Genomic DNA, 18,641 nt, shown 5'->3' with positions numbered 1-18,641 from the left:
AGCCGGAATTGTCTGCCAAAATGAGCGTAATCACAGAGGATAACTTCGTTTTCCAGGCAACCACTGCCTTGAGGCAGGAGGAACTGTTCCCCATCCGCGAAGTAGCGCGACTGACCGGCGTGAATCCCGTGACCTTGCGCGCATGGGAGCGTCGCTACGGTCTGATTCAGCCCACACGCACCGAAAGCGGGCATCGCTTGTACTCCGTGGGCGATATCGAAAAGGTGCGCAGCATCCTCGCCTGGATTGAGCGCGGGGTGGCCGTGAGCAAAGTGGGAAAGATCCTGACCAAGACCGAATCGGTGCAACCGGTTTCCGCGCTTATTTCCTCGGATCTGGTGAGAGCCGATTATGCCCAGTGGCAACAACAGGTGGCTGGGGCGGTTGGCAACTTTGACGATATAGAGCTGGACCGTATCTACGGGCAGATATTTTCCACCTACGCCGTGCCGATCGTATTCCAGGACATCCTGATGCCGGTCTGGCGGCAGTTGCAGCAACGCCAGCAGGAGTTCGGACAAACCAGCGAATGGGTATTTTTCGATGGGTTCCTGCGTTCACGCATCATCCAGCGACTCCTGCTCAAACGCGAAGCCCATGCGCGGCGGGTGTTGGTCGTGGGCATTGTCGGTCAATGTCGAGAGCTGGAGTTGCTGGTCACGGCGCTGTTCGTCTCCAAGGCGGAAGTCGGCGTCAGGGTGTTGACCATTGGGCTGCCATTCGACGAACTGACCCTGGTGTGCCAGAAGGTCCAGCCGTTGGCGTTGGTGCTGGTTTCCAACCATGCACCCCCTGCCGAGTTACCCAAGCGCCTGAACAAGTTGGCGATGGGCCTGGACTGCCCGCTGATGCTGGCCGGTGATGCGTCCGATCTGCTTCAGGACAGCCTCGCGGGGTCGTCGATAGGTTGCTTGGGCAGTGAAGGGACCTTGATGCACCAGCGGTTGCGACAACTATTGGCAGGTACTTTGGATACCTGATAACCGGCAGGTCAAGCCGTGCACTAGATGTGCATGGCCGGATGGGTCAGGCGGTGTTGCTGAAGGATGTATTGACGCAGGCGTTCGGTCTCATCCTCGTCATTCTGGCTCAGGTGGTAGGCGTATAAGCCCTGATCGGTTTCCCGTTCCAGTGTGCCGCGCAAGGAAATCCTTTCATAACCTGACGGGCTGAACCACAAGGCAAATTGCTTTGGCGGCTTGGTCCGACTGCGGTTTTGCAACAGGATTCCTTTGCAGGACACCTCATGGGCCCAGAGCGGCCCGGGCAGGCCTTTGGCATTTTCCAGCGCCACCGGCTCGTCAAGCGTGAGGCGCCATGGCCGAATTTTCGGCCCATCTTCGTAGATGCTGGGCACCCCCAGACGCAGGTGCATTGCGTGGAATTCGTCTTCCACCAGGTGCAACGGAAAAGTCATTTGCTGGTTTTCGAAGTTGGCTTGCAGCGTGACCTGTTCGTTAGCCGCCAGGCGCGTCAGCAAATCACGAATCTGCGACCCGCCGTTTACCAGCAAGCTCGACGTGACATCCCGCTCGTTGAGTTGCGGGTTGTGCTGCATGGTCCGGATGAAATCCAATTCATCCTGCGTCAGTAGGGCGTCGCGCTGCATGATGTGCTCGAAAAGAGGAATTACACTTTCACTGGTGATTGTAGTGACTGACCGCTAATTCGCCGGTTTGTTTGCGCCGTTCGTCGCTTCGAGTCGGGCAATGGTTGCTCGTGCTTCGGCCAGCTCCTTTTCCAGCTGGGCGACGCGTTGCTGAGCCTTGACCTGAGCGGTCACGTCTTTTTGCACGCCCACGAAATAAGTGCGTCCGTCAGCCTCGTTTTTCACCGTCGACAGAGACAACTCATTCCAGAAAGGGCTGCCGTCCTTGCGGTAGTTGCGCAGAATCTCCCGGCAGGCACCGTTCTGCTTGAGGGCCGTGCGAATCTGCTCCAGGGCCGGCTGGTCGCGATCACCTGACTGCAGGAATCGGCAATCCTGATAAAGAATCTCTTCACTGCTGTAGCCGGTCAGCCGTTCGAAAGCCGGGTTTACGTAGATCAGGATATTGTCTTCATCGCCTTCTTTTTCAGCGATGACAATGCCGTCGTTCGAGGCGTTGATGACCAGTTGCATCAGTTGAGCATTAATCATGGGCGACATCCCTTGAACATCCCTGTGTGCGCTGCATTTTAGAAGAACCTACCGCGATGTCTACTGGCCATTATTGGATGTTGAGAGTCAATCGCAGCGTTGCGTCTGAGCCTGCTACTATCGCCGCTCTTTTTATTCAGGTTCAGGATCAGATTGATGAAAGTCGCCATCCTTTCGGGTTCCGTCTACGGGACCGCCGAAGAAGTCGCTCGGCACGCCGCCAAACTGCTCGGTGAAGCGGGTTTTGAAACGCTGCACAACCCGCGCGCAAGCCTTGCGGACATTCAGGCGTTTGGCCCGGCGGCCTTGCTGGCCGTGACTTCCACGACGGGCATGGGAGAGTTGCCGGACAACTTGATGCCCTTATATTCGACGATTCGCGACCAATTGCCAGCCTCTTTTCGTGACCTGCCGGGTGCCGTGATAGGCCTGGGCGATGCCAGTTATGGCGATACCTTCTGCGGCGGTGGCGAGCAGATGCGCGAGTTGTTCGCCGAGCTGGGCGTGCGCGAGGTATTGCCCATGTTGCGTCTGGATGCCAGCGAAAGCGTCACCCCGGAAACCGATGCCGAACCTTGGCTGGAGGCGTTGATCGACGCGCTGCGTCGCTAACGTAATGTGAGGTGAACGGCCACCCCCGGATGACTCGCTCGGCCAGTAAGCTGGCTGCCAATGCAACTACCGACCTCGCGGGAGCTGACTAGACTGGTTAGCTTGTTCATGACTGTTTCAGAACAAGCACCTATAACTAGAAAGCAGAGGTCAGAGCCGTGAGCGTAGCGCCCGTCCCATCGACACTCAGCATCAAGGATCAGGTCAGTGCCGCCGAATGGCAAACTCGCGTCGATCTGGCCGCCTGTTACCGGCTAGTCGCCCTGTATGGCTGGGATGACCTGATTTTCACGCATATATCCGCCAAGGTGCCCGGGACCGATGATTTTTTGATCAACCCGTTCGGGTTGATGTTTCATGAGGTCACCGCCTCGAGCCTGGTCAAGGTCGATCAGGCCGGCAATAAGCTGATGGACAGCCCCTACGAGATCAATCCGGCCGGTTATACCATCCACAGTGCGGTGCATGAGGTGCGGCACGATGTGGTGTGTGTGCTGCATACCCACACGGCGGCCGGCGTTGCTGTGTCGGCACAGAAGCAGGGTGTGTTGCCCATCAGCCAGCAATCGTTGTTCGTATTGTCGAGTCTGGCGTATCACGCCTATGAAGGCGTGGCCCTCAATCACGAAGAGAAGGCCCGCCTGCAGGCGGATCTGGGCGCCAATAATTTCCTGATGCTGCACAATCACGGTCTGCTGACCTGCGGCGGCACCATTGCCGACACCTTCCTGATGATGTTCACCTTCCAGCGAGCCTGTGACATCCAGGTCCTGGCGCTCAACGGTGGGGCTGAACTGATCGCCATCAAGCCGCAGATACTGGCCGGCGCCCGGGCGATGATTGCCGGGGTGACCAAAAGCGCCCAAGGCATGGGAGGCGCGCTGGCATGGCCGGCGTTGCTGCGCAAGCTGGATCAACAAGATTCGGGTTATAGATGCTGATGCCTCTGGTCCAGATTCCCCTGCGTATTTGGCGCCAGCGCGGCCAGACATTGATGTTCCGTGGCCACGCTATCCGGTATTGGGTGGCGGGGCACGGCGAGCCGTTGTTGCTGATCCATGGTTTCCCCACCGCCAGTTGGGACTGGCATTACCTGTGGCAGCCGCTGGCACAGCGTTATCGGGTGATCGCCTGCGACATGCTCGGTTTTGGCGACTCGGCCAAGCCGACGGATCATGTCTACAGCCTGTTGGAGCAGGCTGACCTGCAGCAGGCTTTGCTGGCGCATTTGAATGTGAAGCAAGCCGTGCATGTACTGGCCCATGATTATGGTGACAGCGTGGCCCAGGAACTGATCGCCCGTCACTACGAGGCGCGCATCGAACTCGCCAGTTGTGTCTTTCTCAACGGCGGTCTGTTTCCCGAAACCCATCGTCCGGTGCTGATGCAAAAACTGTTGCTCAGCCCCTTGGGCTGGCTACTGGGCCGAGCTTTTTCCCGAGAAGGCCTGGTCAAGAGTTTTCGCCAGATATTCGGCCCCAGGACTGGCCCGACCGAAAGCGAGCTGGACGATTACTGGAGCCTGGTCGAAACCCATCACGGACCGCGGATCATGCACAAACTCATTGCCTACATTCCCGAACGGCGTGTGCAGCGTGACCGCTGGGTGCAGGCCATGCAGCGCGGCGAGGTGGCGCTGCGGGTGATCGACGGCGCGGTCGATCCGATTTCCGGTGAACACATGGTGGCGCGCTATGAGGCGCTGATCCCCAACCCTGACACCGTACTGCTGCCCGACATCGGCCACTACCCGCACACCGAAGCCCCGGTGCAGGTACTCAAGCATTACCTGGAGTTTCGCGAAAACATGGCCGCACCGGTCAGGCAGGTGGTCTGCTCATAACTGCTGAAGGTTGGAGCACTATCGCGAGCAGGCTCGCTCCCACAGAGAGGCGAGTCTACGCAGGCCTGTGTGGGAGCGAGCCTGCTCGCGATGGCAGCGACTCGGTCCCGCCTCTGGTGAGGGTCACGGAGCCCACAGCAGATCCGGCTCGTATCATCCCCTCACCTTATTGGCCACCATTCACTTGTAACCCTGTTGATTGTGACCAACCGCCCTGTGCCCGACACTCGGGGCATTGTCCTATTGCCTGCTGGAGTTCTGCCCATGAGTGAATCTGTGCGCTTCGAAGATAAAGTCGTGATCGTCACGGGAGCCGGCGGTGGCCTGGGGCGAGCCCATGCCCTGTTGTTCGCCAGGCAGGGGGCCAAAGTGCTGGTCAACGACCTCGGCGGCTCTGCCCAGGGAGAAGGGGCCAACGCCTCGGCGGCGGATCGGGTGGTCGCTGAAATTCGCCAAGCCGGCGGCATTGCCGAAGCGAACCACGACTCCGTCACCGATGGCGACAAGCTTGTTCAAAACGCGCTCGACGTGTTTGGCCGGGTCGATGTAGTGGTCAACAACGCCGGGATCCTGCGGGACAAGACCTTCCACAAAATGGAGGACGCCGACTGGGATCTGGTCTACCGCGTCCATGTCGAGGGCGCCTACAAAGTCACCCGCGCCGCCTGGCCACACCTGCGTGAGCAGAATTACGGGCGGGTGATCTTTACGGCCTCCACGTCCGGCATCTACGGCAACTTCGGTCAATCCAACTACGGCATGGCCAAGCTCGGCCTTTATGGCCTGACGCGCACCCTGGCCATCGAAGGTCGCAAGAACAATATTCTGGTCAATGCCATCGCGCCCACCGGTGGCACCCGCATGACCGAAGGCCTGATCCCGCCGCAGGTGTTCGAACAGCTCAAGCCTGAACTCGTCAGCCCGTTGGTGGTGTACCTGGCCAGCGAGACCTGCCAGGAAACCTCCGGGTTGTTTGAAGTGGGCGGCGGCTGGATGGGCAAGGTGCGTTGGGAGCGCAGCCTGGGTGCCGGCTTCGATCCAAGCAAAGGTTTCTCGCCTGAAGACGTCGCGGCCCACTGGCAGCAAATCTGTGATTTCGAGGGTGCGGTACACCCCAATGACAACCTTGAAGCGTTGAAGGAAATGATGGCGAACTTGCAGCGCTACACCGTTTGACCTTGCGGCCTCGACCCGTTGCCGTCACGCGCGGCAACGGTGGTCAGGGGACGTATTTCTTCACCAGCGCCGCCAGATTCGCGGCAGTCTCGATGTCCATCACACCGTCGTATTTCGCTGGACGAAAGTGCAGCTGAAAGGCTCGCACCAAACGCTGAAAACCCGCACTTGTGGCGGCTGCCGACGTGTCATACCCATATTTGCGGAACAAGCCGAGCAGTTGCTCGCGAGTCGGCAGGCCGTTGCATTGGTAGGCACGGGTGTAAGCTTTCTGCGTGGGTTCATCGAACCATGCGCCGATGCCCTTCAGATACAGCGTATGCCAGGGGAACATCGGGCCGGGATCGCTTTTCCTGCCAGCCGCAATATCCGAGTGTCCCACCACATTGACCGGGCTGATGTCTGGATAGCGCTTGAGGATGTTCAACGCCAGGTATTCGATCGCCTCGACTTGCTGAGGTTGATAAGGCGGGAAAGTGAATTGCCCGTGGTTATCGGTGGCCAGGTTGACGATTTCAACACCGATTGAGGTGTCGTTCAGATTCGTGCGACCACCCCAACTGCTCACCCCCGCGTGCCAGGCTCGTTGGTTCTCGTCGACCAGATTGAAAATCTGCGGTTCCTGGAAACCTGCTTTCAAGTAACTCGGGTCGGTGAAGTCCGGGATGAGGTAGTGGGCGCTGACAGAGGAACCGGTCAGTGCGTTGATGGAGGATGAAAAGTTCGCGGCGGTGTAATGAAAGACTAGGAAACGAATTCTATTGTTGAAGCCTTTTACCGAGCGATAGCTGTTGTAGTTGATAAGTGTCATAAAAACTCACTGAGGTTTAAAGTCAAAACAGAATGCTGTGACTGACATTCAGCCTAACAGTGAGTTTTTGATATGGCCGTAGTGGGTTTCTTGCTTTGTTGTAGGAACAGGCGTTTGGATGTCCGGGAATTGATCGTTAATGGGAGTAGGGTTTGTTCGCTATTTCTTATGGCGGGCTCTGGCAGTATTGTAGGAATCGAGAAGCTTTAGTTGAGGGTGAGCCTAAATATTAAAAAGCAGCAGTGGCGCTGTTTCGCTGATTAAATGATTCTTCCAGTCTATCTCGCACAACTCAACATCCAGGCAAAGCGCTCGGCGGACCACTCCTTGCGGTCTGACACTTGGCCATCGCCCAGTTCGATCACCCGCATTACACCGTCTGACCTGAGCGCTATGTCGATCGAGAAAAAAGGACTGTCGATCAGCTGTGCGCATTCGGTCACTAATTCGGGCACTTCATCGGTGGCGCCATAAGCCTGGCCGTGGAGCACAAAGTAGCGACGCTCGGTTTCTTCGAGGTATTCCTCTCGTCGTCTGACACATATACCGCCTTCAATCTGCCCGCGATACTGACGCATGGCCCCAACCAGCGGCGCTATGTCTTCGGGAGTGTCCACCAGGCTGCCTCCACTGGTGTTAAGTGACTTTACGTAGTCCTTGATGAAGTAGCCCGGCCATTGCAACCCTTGGAGGGCCTAATTGAAGTTTGCATCACTGGCCAGTACCACGGTTTCGCTCGTACAGGCAGCCAGCAACGGATACCACTGCGGCAAGTGATGACAATTTTGGTATTGCGTGGCGTTGGTCACCTCAATGGCACCTTTGTCGCGCATGTGCATAACCAACGCAGCATAAGCGTCAGGCGTCAGCATCCACCCCCGGTACAAAATGCAGTCGCCGGGCGTGAGGGGTACAGAAGTCTTGAAAGTCCCTGCTTCGAAATCTTCAAAAGAGAACAGCGCGGTCCGTAGTCCGGTGGTCACTACTGCATCGTACTCTTCCATGTACTGTTCATCGGGGCGTTTTTTATCAAACGGATCGCTAGGGTAGAGAAGATACATATCGCTTTCTCGATTTAATCAGTGTCGCGTTTTCGGTAGTTTTTGATGTGTCGCTTAGACATCATTGCGTTGATGTTATTGATGTTGTAAATCTCACTGCCCAGGTTTATGTATTGTTTGTGGCGTGTTGATTTCCTTTTCGGTACGTGCATTTCAAATGTCCCTGCCAGTACTCACTGTTTTCAGCCGTGCATGTTCATTTATTCGTCACCATCAAGGCGGCGAAAAAGACTATAAGTTCGATTGCATTGGCTGGGCAGGTGAGAGATTCCGACCATGTTGTAGGAATCGAGAAGTTTCACGCAGGAAATCAACCCACATAAAAAAGGCCGCTGCAAAAAGCAGCGGCCTGAAAATGACGTTGCAAAGGAGCAAAAAACCAACGTCAGTGAACACGGGAGGTGATGGACCGATGCGCCAATCCATCCGAATGACGGTGCGCCGGTCGCGAGGGACGCGATGGCGGCTTGTGCCTGCAGGCCCGTTGCCCTGAAAGCCCGGCCAGCATAGGGATTGGCCATCGTCGGAAACAGCCCGGATCCGGACATGCACCGTTGCAGGGCGCGCAACAGTTAACAGGCCCGATGAATATGCGCGGCGCTGATGACCCATCATCCAGTGCGTCCATGCGCGGCGCAAAGCCCCGTATTCCATGACCTGTAATCCTTTCGGGGTACAGCGCGAATACCTCCTTGGTGCGCTTATCGCCCATGTCGTGCGGCAGTAGGGTGAAGGCTCTGTCACTCACCGGGGAAGACGCATGACAACAATAACAATGCGCGCCATCTTCAAACCGCAGGCGCTGGCCGTCGCGGTGGCCTTGGGTTGCTCTGCCCAGGCGCAGGCCGTTTCATTCAACATTGGCGAGATCGAGGGGCAGTTCGACTCCTCGTTGTCCGTGGGCGCGAGCTGGGGCATGCGCGACGCCGACCGGGACTTGGTCGGCAGCGTCAACGGCGGTACGGGGCAGTCGTCCACCGGTGACGATGGGCGGCTGAACTTCAAGAAGGGCGATACCTTTTCCAAGATATTCAAAGGCCTGCACGATCTCGAACTCAAGTACGGTGATACTGGCGTGTTCGTGCGCGGCAAGTATTGGTATGACTTCGAACTCAAGGACGAAAACCGGCCGTTCAAGGACATCAGCGACAGCAACCGCAAGGAAGGCTCCAAGTCGTCAGGGGCGCAGCTTCTCGATGCGTTTGTCTATCACAATTACTCCATCGCCGACTTGCCGGGTACGGTGCGTGCGGGCAAGCAGGTGGTCAGTTGGGGTGAAAGTACCTTCATCGGCAACTCCATCAACAGCATCAACCCGGTGGACGTCTCCGCGTTTCGCCGTCCGGGTGCCGAGATCAAGGAAGGCCTGATCCCGGTGAACATGCTGTTCGCCTCCCAGGGCTTGACCGACAAGCTCACCATCGAAGGTTTCTACCAACTGGAATGGGACCAGACGGTCGTCGATAACTGCGGCACTTTCTTTGGCAACGACGTGGTGGCCGATGGCTGCACCAGCGGTTACACCGTGGGCAGCCCGGCGATTGCGCCATTCGTACCATTGACTCAGGCCTTTGGCCAAGGCATCCAGGTGAATGACGAAGGCGTTGTCATTGCTCGCAGCGGTGACCGTGACGCACGTGATTCCGGCCAGTGGGGCACGGCGTTGCGCTGGCTCGGTGACGACACCGAGTACGGCCTGTACTTCATGAACTACCACAGCCGCACGCCAACCGTGGGCACCACCACCGCCGGCCTGTCTACATTGTCGGCATTGCCGGGAATGGTCGCGATTGCAGAAGGGCTTGCCCCTGGCAGCGGTTCGGGGCTGGCGCAAAGCGTGATGCTGGGGCGCGGTCAGTATTACCTTGAATACCCCGAGGACATCCGTCTGTACGGTGCCAGCTTCGCCACCACGCTGCCTACCGGCACCGCGTGGACCGGGGAAATCAGCTACCGCCCCAACGCACCTGTGCAGCTCAACACCAACGATCTGACCCTGGCCTTGCTCAACCCGATCGCAGGCGGTGCAGCTTCGCCCATCGCGACCTCGCCCGGGGCCGATAACACCGGTTATCGTCGTAAGGAGTTGACCCAGATCCAGAGCACCCTGACACACTTCTTCGACCAGGTGCTGGGCGCTGATCGCCTGACCGTGGTGGGCGAGGCGGCGGTGGTGCACGTCGGTGGCCTGGAATCCAAGGACAAGCTGCGTTATGGCCGTGACTCGGTTTACGGCCAGTACGGGTTTGGCGGTGACACCGACGGTTTCGTCACCTCGACCTCGTGGGGCTATCGCGCCCGGGCAATTCTTGACTACTCCAACGTCGTTGCCGGTATCAACTTCAAGCCCAACGTCTCCTGGTCCCATGACGTTGCCGGCTACGGCCCCAACGGCTTGTTCAACGAAGGCGCCAAGGCCATCAGCTTGGGTGTCGATGCCGACTACCGCAACACCTATACCGCCAGCCTGAGTTACACCGACTTTTTCGGCGGCGACTACAACGTCCTCGAAGACCGCGACTTCCTCGCGTTGAGCTTTGGCGTGAACTTCTGATCTGGCTGACAAGGAAAAACCAATGCGCAAGATGATTCTGCAATGCGGCGCCCTGGCCCTGAGCCTGCTGGCCGCGAACGTGATGGCGGCAGTTTCGCCGGATGAAGCAAACAAATTGGGCAGCAGCCTTACGCCGCTGGGCGCGGAAAAGGCAGGCAATGCCGATGGCTCGATTCCGGCCTGGACCGGTGGCATCGCCAAAAACGCCGGGGCGGTGGACAGCAAAGGCTTTCTGGCCGATCCCTTTGCCGGGGAAAAACCGCTGTTCACCATCACCGCCGAGACCGTGGACAAGTACAAGGACAAGCTTTCCGAAGGCCAGATAGCGATGTTCAAGCGCTATCCGCAAACCTACAAGATTCCGGTCTATCCGACCCATCGCAGCGTCTCGCTACCGCCCGAGATCTACGAGTCGGCCAAGCGCAGCGCCCTCAACGTCACCACCATCAATGACGGCAACGGCTTGGCCAATTTCACCGGTAACCGTTACTACGCATTCCCGATCCCCAAGAACGGCGTGGAAGTGCTGTGGAACCACGTCACCCGCTATCACGGCGGCAACGTGCGGCGCATCATCACCCAGGCCACCCCACAAACCAACGGCAGCTTTACACCGATCCGCTTCGAAGAAGAGATCGCCGTGCCGTTTCTGATCAAAGACGCCGATCCGGAAAAGGCCAGCAACGTGCTGACCTACTTCAAACAGTCGGTCACCGCGCCCGCGCGTCTGGCCGGTAACGTGCTGCTGGTGCATGAAACGCTTGACCAGGTGAAGGAGCCGCGCCTGGCCTGGATCTACAACGCCGGCCAGCGCCGTGTGCGTCGCGCCCCGCAAGTGGCCTACGACGGCCCGGGCACCGCCGCTGACGGGTTGCGTACCTCCGATAACTTCGACCTGTTCTCCGGCGCGCCGGACCGCTACGACTGGAAGTTGGTGGGGAAGAAGGAAATGTACATCCCCTACAACAGCTACAAACTGGATTCCCCCAGCCTCAAGTATGACGACGTGATCAAGGCCGGCCACATCAATCAGGATCTGACTCGCTATGAACTGCATCGGGTCTGGGAAGTGGTCGGTACGGTCAAGCCAAACGAACGTCACATCTACGCCAAGCGCCACATGTATTTCGATGAGGACAGCTGGCAGGCGGCACTGGTGGATCACTATGACGGTCGCGGTCAACTGTGGCGGGTGGCCGAAGGTCATGCCCAGTTCTACTACGCCAACCAGAACCCGGGCTACACCCTTGAGGCGCTCTACGACATCATCGCCGGCCGCTACATTGCGCTGGGGATGAAGAACGAAGAGAAGCGCAGCTACGAGTACGGTTTCGAAGCCAGGGCTGCGGACTTCACGCCCGCGGCGCTGCGCTCGACGGGGGTTCGTTGAGACCCGGCGGTTTGAAGCTGACTGTGGCTGACGTTAGATAATCGTGAGGACCGGCAATCGATTTGCCGGTCTTTTTTTATGGGCGCCAATCAGCGCGCTGAATACTTCTCCAAAGGTGAGCGCCACAGGACTAGGGTGATGAAACAATAATAAACTGGACTTCGCACATGACCGCCATGACCCCGTGTCCGGACCGTCCTGGATTGCTGCCCCGCCTGTCTTCGACCCATGTGCCGCGCAGGTCCTTGAGCGAGCCCTTGCTGGCCTCCGAGGCGCGGGTAAAACTGCTTTGCGCACCGGCGGGCAGTGGCAAGAGTGCGTTGTTCGCTGAGTGTTTCCTGCAAGCCCCCGCCGCTTGCCGGTTGCATTGGTTGCCGCTTGGGGGCGCAATGCTGGACGCGGCGCAAATGTGCGAGCGGCTGGCGCAGACCCTCGGGCTGCCGTTGCTGGATGAAGGGGGGCTGCTGGCTCACCTGGCGGGCTTGCAAGCACCGACCTGGCTGTTCCTGGATGATTACTGTCGGGTACCCAACCCCGAGCTGGATCAGTTTCTCGATCGTCTGTTGAGCATCAGCAGTCCGGCGCTTCACCTTTGGTTGAATGGTCGCCGTCGTCCTCACTGTAACTGGCCGCGCCTGCTACTTGATGACGAACTGCATGAATTCGATGCCCAGGCGCTGGTCTTCACCCATGACGATGTCCAGCAGTTGCTCAAACATTTGCCCGGTCCCCAGGGCGCTCGCACCGCGCGCGAGGTGATACAGCGCAGTGGTGGTTGGTGCGCCGGGGTGCGTATCGCCCTGCTTGAACGTTGTGAATGGGCGCGCAGCCACGCGTCGCCGGGGCGGCCCGGGACCCTGCATGACTACCTTGAATATGAGCTGTTCAGTACGCTGACCCCGGACCTGGCGCAGGCCTGGCGAGTGCTGGCGCATCTGCCGCGCTTCAATGCCCGGCTCTGCGAGCATCTGTTTGGTGACACGGTGGGCGCCGAATGCCTGCCCTTGTTGTTGGACCTGGGCTGTTTTATCGAACCGTGGGAGCAGTCTTCGGACTGGTTGCAGATTTTCCCGGCCCTGGCCCGACTGGTGCGTGACGAGCCCTGGCCGCAGGGACGCTCCTGGCATCGGCGGGCTTGCCAGTGGTTTGCCGCCGAGCAGGATTGGCAAATGGCATTCGAGCAGGCCATGCATGCGCAAGAGTTCGAGGCTGCCGTCAGTTTCCTGCAGCATCTGAATTTTGAACACGTATTGCAGCGCAGCAACGTGACGCTGTTGCTGAAGCTGCATGATCAACAAGGTGAGGCGCTGACACTCGGCACGCCGCAATCGGTGGGGTTGGTCACGGCCGCGTTGCTGTTCGCCGGACGCTTCGATCAGGCATCGGCGTGCATCGACCAACTGGCCAGGTTCATGCCGCAACCTTCGGCCTGCCTGCAGCGGCAACTGCTGGCCCGGTGGCAGGTTCTGCTGGGCTGGCTGCTGCACCTTTCGGGGGATGGCGAGCAGTCCCGCGAGCACTTGCTCCAGGCCCAGGCGAGCCTCGACCCAGAGGCCTGGGCCTTGCACCTGCTGTGCCAGTTGGGGCTGACACAGCAGGCACTGCTCAAGGGGGAACTGGCCACTGCGCAATGGATCAATCGCCAAGCCCTGTGCCTGGCGCGCGCCCAAGGCTCACTGGTCTTCGAGGGCTTGCTGGAACTGGATCACGCCCAAGTCCTGGAGCAACGCGGTGCTCCTCACCGGGCCGATCATCTGTTGAGCGCAGTTCAGGGGTTGCTCGATAAGCCTGGCCAGGACTTTTCTGCCTTGCTGGGACGTATTGCCTTGCGCCGTGGCCGTCTGGCTTTGCGCATGGGGTTGGCCGAGCAGGCTGCCGAGCAGTTCCAGGCGGGCCTGGAAACGGGCCTGCATTGCCAGGACAAACAAGTGCTTTATGGTTTTCTCGGCAAGGCCACCCTGGCGGCCAATGGCGGCGACTATGGCGAGGCTTTCCTGCAACTGCGCGATGCCGAGCGGATCATGCAACAGCGGCACATCCCCGACACGGTGTACCGTGGCGTGCTGTTGCAAACCAGTTGCCAGTTCTGGCTGCAACAGGGACGCCCGGAACTGGCCCTCGAGGCCCTGACCCGAGTCTTGCGTCATTTTCGCGGGCCGCAGGCCAAGCATGCCCCACCTGCGACCCTGGAGTTGATTCCTCGGCTTGAGTACCTGCTGGTGCTGACCGAGGTTTATCTGCATCGGGCGCAAGACCCGCAAGCGCAACTCAAGGCAATGATCGCCCGGGCACAGCACTGTGAAATGCATGGCCTGGAGACCGAACTGTATCTGGCGCTGGCTGAAGTCGTCTGGCTGTCTGCTGATCGTTCCCAGGCACGATCGCTTGTGCAAGAGGGCCTCAAGCGAGTTGCCTGTTGGCGCGCCCAGCAAGCTTTGTGCGAGTTACGCGCGCGTCAGCCCGATCTGTTGGGCTGGGCGCAATCGGCTGAGCACATCGAGCAGCCGGCGGAGGTAGTCGAAGACACGTTGTTGAGTCATCGGGAGTTGGAAGTGCTGGAACTCATTGCGCAGGGCTATTCAAATCAGCAGATTGCCGAACGTTTGTTCATATCCTTGCACACGGTAAAAACCCATTCGCGGCGGATACACAGCAAGTTAGGCGTTCAGCGGCGCACGCAGGCGGTCGCCAAGGCCAAAGTCATGGGCGTGATGAGATAAAGAATTCCCAAGGGCAAGACGATTAGCTGCCACCGCTACGTATCACCGCTCACATCAATGGTGTGATCAGGATTGGCCCGTTGGCTGATCCGATCCTGCGCCTGCCTCATACCCCATCCGCCAGCTCACGGCCCGGGTCGCCGCCAGCAGTCGTTGTGCCGCCGGGCCGTTTTCGTCGGCATGGAACAGGGAAGTCGGGCCGACAATGGTCATCACCGCCGTCACTTGGCCGACAGCATTGAATACCGGGGCTGACAGGGCATCCACGCCGGGCATCAGCAAGCCATGCACATGGTGCAGGCCGCGACTGCGTATTTGCTGGCACAGGGTGGCATAGGCCTGGTCGTCGGCCAGGGCGTGGGCGGTGGAAGCGCTCACTTCCTGTTCGCGCAAGCCGATCGTTTCGCGCGTCGGCAGGTAGGCGCTGAACACCAGCCCCGTGGACGAGCTGAGCAGCGGCAATACCGACCCCAGTTGCGTCACCACGGTCACTGCCCGTATGGCGGGTTCGATCCGAACGACGGTGGCGCCGTGATTGCCCCACACCGCCAGGAAACAGGTTTCGTTCAAGTCATCGCGCAGTTCGGCCAAGGGCAGGGCGGCCACTTGCAACACGTCCATGCCGTTCAACGCCGCCAGGCCCACGCGCAAGGCTTCGCGCCCGAGGCCGTAGTGGTTGGTGGACGTGTTCTGTTCAGCGAAACCGCTGGCGATCAAGGCCTGCAGGTACCGATGAACCTTGCTCGCCGGCATTTGCACGTGTTCGGCCAGACGCGACAGCGACGTGGAGGGCGACAGTTCGGCCAGGGCCTTGAGGATGTCGGTGCCGACTTCGGCCGAGCGGACTTTCTGTTTACCGTTGCTGAGCGGGGTTTCCATGGAGGCGCTGAGTCCAGAGGCGAATGGGCGTCTTTATAGCTTGACGGTCGCTGTCGAGCAAATTACGTTATGCGTAATTGAATTACGATAAAAATAACCTGTGCGCCTGACGTTTCTTCGTGGAACGACGAGGTCGTACCCAGTCCTGTGTTCAGGAGGCTCCATGACCCTCGATTCCACAGTGTCGGACCTGGCTTATCAGTCAGGCTTTGGCAATGAATTTGCCAGCGAGGCGCTGCCCGGCGCCTTGCCCGTTGGCCAGAACTCCCCGCAAAAAGCCCCTTACGGTCTCTATGCCGAATTATTCTCCGGCACTGCCTTCACCATGGTTCGCAGCGAAGCGCGGCGGACCTGGATGTATCGCATCCGGCCTTCGGCCAATCATCCGGCCTTCGTCAAGCTTGAACATCAGATAGCGGGCGGTCCTCTGGGTGAGGTCACGCCCAATCGCCTGCGCTGGAACCCGTTGGATATTCCTGCCGAGCCAACCGATTTCATCGATGGACTGGTGCGCATGGCGGCCAATGCCGGCTCGGACAAACCGGCCGGTATCAGCGTCTACCATTACCGCGCCAACCGTTCCATGGAACGGGTGTTCTTCAACGCTGACGGGGAATGGCTGATCGTGCCGCAGCTGGGACGGCTGCGGATCGCCACCGAGCTGGGAGTGCTGGAACTGGCGCCGCTGGAAATTGCCGTGATCCCCCGGGGCCTGAAATTTCGCGTCGAGCTGCTTGATCCACAAGCCCGCGGCTATATCGCCGAAAACCATGGCGCGCCGTTGCGCCTGCCGGACCTTGGGCCGATCGGCAGCAACGGCCTGGCCAACCCGCGGGATTTCCTGGCGCCGGTCGCTCATTACGAAAACCTCGCCCGACCGACTGCGCTGGTGCAGAAATTCCTCGGTGAGATGTGGGGTTGCGAGCTGGATCATTCGCCCTTCGATGTGGTGGCCTGGCATGGCAACAACGTGCCTTACAAATATGACCTGCGCCGTTTCAACACCATCGGTACGGTCAGCTTCGACCACCCGGACCCGTCGATCTTCACCGTATTGACCTCACCCACCAGCGTCCACGGCCTGGCCAATCTCGATTTCGTGATCTTCCCGCCGCGCTGGATGGTGGCTGAAAACACCTTCCGTCCGCCGTGGTTCCATCGCAACCTGATGAATGAATTCATGGGCCTGATCCAGGGCGCATACGATGCCAAGGCCGAAGGTTTCCTGCCCGGCGGCGCCTCCTTGCACAGTTGCATGAGTGCCCATGGCCCGGACGGCGAGACCTGCACCAAGGCGATCAACGCCGAGCTGACGCCTGCGAAAATCGACAACACCATGGCCTTCATGTTCGAAACCAGCCAGGTCCTGCGCCCGAGCCGTTTCGCCCTGGACTGCCCACAATTGCAAACTGACTACGACGCCTGCTGGGCCTCGCTGCCGGTCACGTTCGACCCGACCCGGAGATAACCCATGACTCAACTTTCCCCTGCCCGTAGCTGGGTCGCCTCCGCCAATGGCCATGCCGACTTCCCGCTGCAGAACCTGCCGCTGGGCATCTTCAGTATCGATGACGGTGCTCCCCGTAGCGGCGTGGCGATTGGTGAGCAGATTTTCGATTTGCAGGCCGCGTTGCAGGCGGGCTTGTTTGACGGCGCGGCGCGCGAAGCCGTCGAAGCCATGAAGGACGGCCAGTTGAATGCATTCTTCGACCTCGGCCGCAGCGCTCGGGTGGCCCTGCGTGAACGCTTGCTGGAGCTGCTGCGCGAAGACAGCTCGCTGCGGGGCAAGATCGAAGCCCAGGGCGCGAAACTGCTGGTCCGCGCAGCCGACTGCCAGATGCATTTGCCGGCCAGGATCAATGACTACACCGACTTCTACGTCGGTATCGAACACGCGCAAAACGTCGGCAAGTTGTTCCGCCCCGACAATCCGCTGTTGCCCAACTACAAGTACGTGCCCATCGGTTATCACGGGCGTGCCTCGACCATTCGCCCGTCCGGCACCGATGTGCGTCGTCCCAAGGGCCAGACCCTGCCCGCCGGCCAGACCGAGCCGACCTTCGGCCCGTGCGCGCGACTGGATTATGAGCTGGAACTGGGCATCTGGATCGGCAAGGGCAACGCCTTGGGCGAACCCATCGCCATCGGTGATGCTGCCGAGCACATTGGCGGTTTCTGCCTGCTCAACGACTGGTCGGCCCGGGATATCCAGGCCTGGGAATACCAGCCGCTGGGGCCCTTTCTGTCCAAAAGCTTCCTGACCAGTATCTCGCCATGGGTGGTGACGGCCGAAGCCCTCGAACCCTTCCGCCGCCCGCAACCGGCGCGTCCGGCAGGCGATCCGCAGCCGTTGCCGTATCTGCTGGACAAGCGTGACCAGGCCGGTGGGGCCTTCGACATTGAACTGGAAGTCCTGCTGCTGACCGAAGCCATGCGCGAGCAGAACCTGCCGGCCCATCGCCTGACGTTGAGCAACACCCAGTACATGTACTGGACCGTGGCGCAGATGGTCGCCCACCACAGCGTCAATGGTTGCCAGTTGCAGGCCGGTGACCTGTTCGGTTCGGGCACTTTGTCGGGGCCTGAGAGCGGTCAGTTCGGCAGCCTGCTGGAGATTACCGAGGGCGGTAAAAAGCCAATCGAGCTGGCCTCTGGCGAAGTGCGCAAATTCCTTGAGGACGGTGACGAGATCATCCTGCGTGCCCGTTGCAGCCGCGAAGGTGTTGCGTCCATCGGCTTTGGCGAATGCCGGGGCAAGATCCTGCCGGCGCGGTGAGGGACAGGGCATGGAACTCTACACCTACTACCGCTCCACTTCGTCCTACCGGGTGCGCATTGCCCTGGCGCTCAAGGGCCTGGATTACCAGGCCTTGCCGGTCAACCTGATCGCTGCGCCTGGGGGCGAACATCGTCAGCCGGCCTATCTGGCGATCAACCCTCAGGGCCGGGTTCCGGCGCTGCGTACCGACGAAGGCGCGTTGCTGGTGCAGTCAGCCGCCATCATCGAGTACCTGGAGGAGCGTTATCCACAGGTGCCGTTGCTCAGCGCCGACCTGACGGTTCGGGCTCATGAGCGAGGCGTCGCGGCATTGATCGGTTGCGATATTCATCCGCTGCACAACGTCAGCGTACTCAACCAGCTGCGGCAGTGGGGCCACGATGAAACGCAGGTGGCGCAGTGGATCGGGCATTGGATCAGCCAGGGACTGGCGGCGGTGGAACAGTTGATTGGGGATGACGGCTACTGCTTCGGTGCAGCACCCGGGATCGCGGACGTGTATCTGATCCCGCAGGTGTACGCGGCAGAACGGTTCAATGTCTCTCTGGAGACGTATCCACGGATCCGTCGCGTTGCGGCGTTGGCGGCTGCGCATCCAGCGTTTCAACAGGCGCATCCGGCAAATCAGCCTGATACACCTTGAGCCCCCTGTGGGAGCGAACCTGTTCGCGATGGC

The 18,641-nt window shown here is 59.7% G+C and carries 17 protein-coding genes; 11 read left to right on the top strand and 6 right to left on the bottom strand.

Annotated elements, in window-relative coordinates:
• The first annotated feature begins 20 nt into the window (after positions 1 to 20).
• Complete coding sequence (locus QOM08_RS23595) at positions 21 to 980, top strand: MerR family transcriptional regulator (protein ID WP_316912209.1); 960 nt, start codon at positions 21 to 23, stop codon at positions 978 to 980.
• A 23-nt stretch (positions 981 to 1,003) separates the two neighbouring features.
• On the opposite strand, the gene QOM08_RS23590 is transcribed toward QOM08_RS23595, so the two are convergent.
• Together QOM08_RS23590 and QOM08_RS23585 are read right to left on the bottom strand one after the other, a co-directional pair.
• Positions 1,004 to 1,609 carry a hypothetical protein gene (locus tag QOM08_RS23590; RefSeq protein WP_047228631.1) on the bottom strand — a complete coding sequence of 202 codons (606 nt, stop codon included), beginning with the start codon at positions 1,607 to 1,609 and terminating at the stop codon, positions 1,004 to 1,006.
• A 54-nt stretch (positions 1,610 to 1,663) separates the two neighbouring features.
• Positions 1,664 to 2,140 carry a PAS domain-containing protein gene (locus QOM08_RS23585; RefSeq protein WP_047228630.1) on the bottom strand — a complete coding sequence of 159 codons (477 nt, stop codon included), beginning with the start codon at positions 2,138 to 2,140 and terminating at the stop codon, positions 1,664 to 1,666.
• Between the two features lie 156 nt (positions 2,141 to 2,296).
• On the opposite strand from QOM08_RS23585, the gene QOM08_RS23580 reads away from it, so the two are divergent.
• The 4 genes from QOM08_RS23580 to QOM08_RS23565 all read left to right on the top strand — a co-directional run bounded on the left by QOM08_RS23580 (position 2,297) and on the right by QOM08_RS23565 (position 5,771).
• A complete protein-coding gene (locus QOM08_RS23580; protein WP_047228629.1) occupies positions 2,297 to 2,752 on the top strand; it encodes a flavodoxin in 456 nt (151 codons plus the stop codon).
• A gap of 158 nt (positions 2,753 to 2,910) precedes the next feature.
• A complete protein-coding gene (locus tag QOM08_RS23575) occupies positions 2,911 to 3,693 on the top strand; it encodes a class II aldolase/adducin family protein (protein ID WP_316912208.1) in 783 nt (260 codons plus the stop codon).
• Entirely contained in the window at positions 3,693 to 4,595 is a 903-nt protein-coding gene (locus tag QOM08_RS23570; protein WP_139049181.1) for an alpha/beta fold hydrolase, read from the top strand. Before QOM08_RS23575 ends, QOM08_RS23570 begins: the two co-directional genes overlap by 1 nt.
• Positions 4,596 to 4,859: 264 nt before the next feature.
• Entirely contained in the window at positions 4,860 to 5,771 is a 912-nt protein-coding gene (locus QOM08_RS23565; protein WP_316912207.1) for an SDR family oxidoreductase, read from the top strand.
• 43 nt (positions 5,772 to 5,814) lie between these two features.
• Here QOM08_RS23565 and QOM08_RS23560 read toward each other — a convergent pair whose 3' ends face one another.
• The 3 genes from QOM08_RS23560 to QOM08_RS23550 all read right to left on the bottom strand — a co-directional run bounded on the left by QOM08_RS23560 (position 5,815) and on the right by QOM08_RS23550 (position 7,643).
• Complete coding sequence (locus QOM08_RS23560) at positions 5,815 to 6,582, bottom strand: N-acetylmuramoyl-L-alanine amidase (RefSeq protein WP_316912206.1); 768 nt, start codon at positions 6,580 to 6,582, stop codon at positions 5,815 to 5,817.
• 278 nt (positions 6,583 to 6,860) lie between these two features.
• On the bottom strand, positions 6,861 to 7,265 hold the full coding sequence (locus QOM08_RS23555) for an ATP-grasp domain-containing protein (RefSeq protein WP_410479104.1): 405 nt from the start codon (positions 7,263 to 7,265) through the stop codon (positions 6,861 to 6,863).
• 12 nt (positions 7,266 to 7,277) lie between these two features.
• Positions 7,278 to 7,643 (bottom strand): hypothetical protein, encoded by a 366-nt coding sequence (locus QOM08_RS23550; protein WP_316912204.1) that lies wholly within the window; start codon positions 7,641 to 7,643, stop codon positions 7,278 to 7,280.
• A 760-nt stretch (positions 7,644 to 8,403) separates the two neighbouring features.
• On the opposite strand from QOM08_RS23550, the gene QOM08_RS23545 reads away from it, so the two are divergent.
• The 3 genes from QOM08_RS23545 (at position 8,404) to QOM08_RS23535 (ending at position 14,307) form a co-directional block, all read left to right on the top strand.
• Positions 8,404 to 10,197 (top strand): DUF1302 domain-containing protein, encoded by a 1,794-nt coding sequence (locus tag QOM08_RS23545; RefSeq protein WP_107321887.1) that lies wholly within the window; start codon positions 8,404 to 8,406, stop codon positions 10,195 to 10,197.
• A 22-nt stretch (positions 10,198 to 10,219) separates the two neighbouring features.
• Positions 10,220 to 11,587: a DUF1329 domain-containing protein gene (locus QOM08_RS23540; protein WP_139049161.1), complete on the top strand. Its 1,368-nt coding sequence runs from the start codon at positions 10,220 to 10,222 to the stop codon at positions 11,585 to 11,587.
• A 167-nt stretch (positions 11,588 to 11,754) separates the two neighbouring features.
• Positions 11,755 to 14,307 carry a helix-turn-helix transcriptional regulator gene (locus QOM08_RS23535; protein WP_316912203.1) on the top strand — a complete coding sequence of 851 codons (2,553 nt, stop codon included), beginning with the start codon at positions 11,755 to 11,757 and terminating at the stop codon, positions 14,305 to 14,307.
• A gap of 66 nt (positions 14,308 to 14,373) precedes the next feature.
• Here the strand turns inward: QOM08_RS23535 and QOM08_RS23530 are convergent, their stop codons facing one another.
• On the bottom strand, positions 14,374 to 15,186 hold the full coding sequence (locus QOM08_RS23530; protein ID WP_047228622.1) for an IclR family transcriptional regulator: 813 nt from the start codon (positions 15,184 to 15,186) through the stop codon (positions 14,374 to 14,376).
• A 163-nt stretch (positions 15,187 to 15,349) separates the two neighbouring features.
• Between QOM08_RS23530 and hmgA the strand changes: the two genes are divergently transcribed.
• Genes hmgA through maiA form a run of 3 tightly spaced genes read left to right on the top strand, consistent with a single transcriptional unit; the run spans position 15,350 to position 18,608 of the window.
• The gene (hmgA, locus tag QOM08_RS23525) at positions 15,350 to 16,654 is read left to right on the top strand and encodes a homogentisate 1,2-dioxygenase (protein WP_188250957.1); all 1,305 of its coding nucleotides are present in this window, start codon (positions 15,350 to 15,352) and stop codon (positions 16,652 to 16,654) included.
• A 3-nt stretch (positions 16,655 to 16,657) separates the two neighbouring features.
• Complete coding sequence (fahA, locus tag QOM08_RS23520) at positions 16,658 to 17,962, top strand: fumarylacetoacetase (RefSeq protein WP_188250956.1); 1,305 nt, start codon at positions 16,658 to 16,660, stop codon at positions 17,960 to 17,962.
• A gap of 10 nt (positions 17,963 to 17,972) precedes the next feature.
• Positions 17,973 to 18,608: a maleylacetoacetate isomerase gene (gene maiA / locus QOM08_RS23515; protein WP_316912202.1), complete on the top strand. Its 636-nt coding sequence runs from the start codon at positions 17,973 to 17,975 to the stop codon at positions 18,606 to 18,608.
• Positions 18,609 to 18,641: the final 33 nt, after the last annotated feature.

The sequence above is a fragment of the Pseudomonas sp. P105 genome (genome assembly GCF_032614175.1).
Classification (GTDB): domain Bacteria; phylum Pseudomonadota; class Gammaproteobacteria; order Pseudomonadales; family Pseudomonadaceae; genus Aquipseudomonas; species Aquipseudomonas rhizophila.
This window is presented reverse-complemented; position numbering and strand designations above follow the sequence as displayed.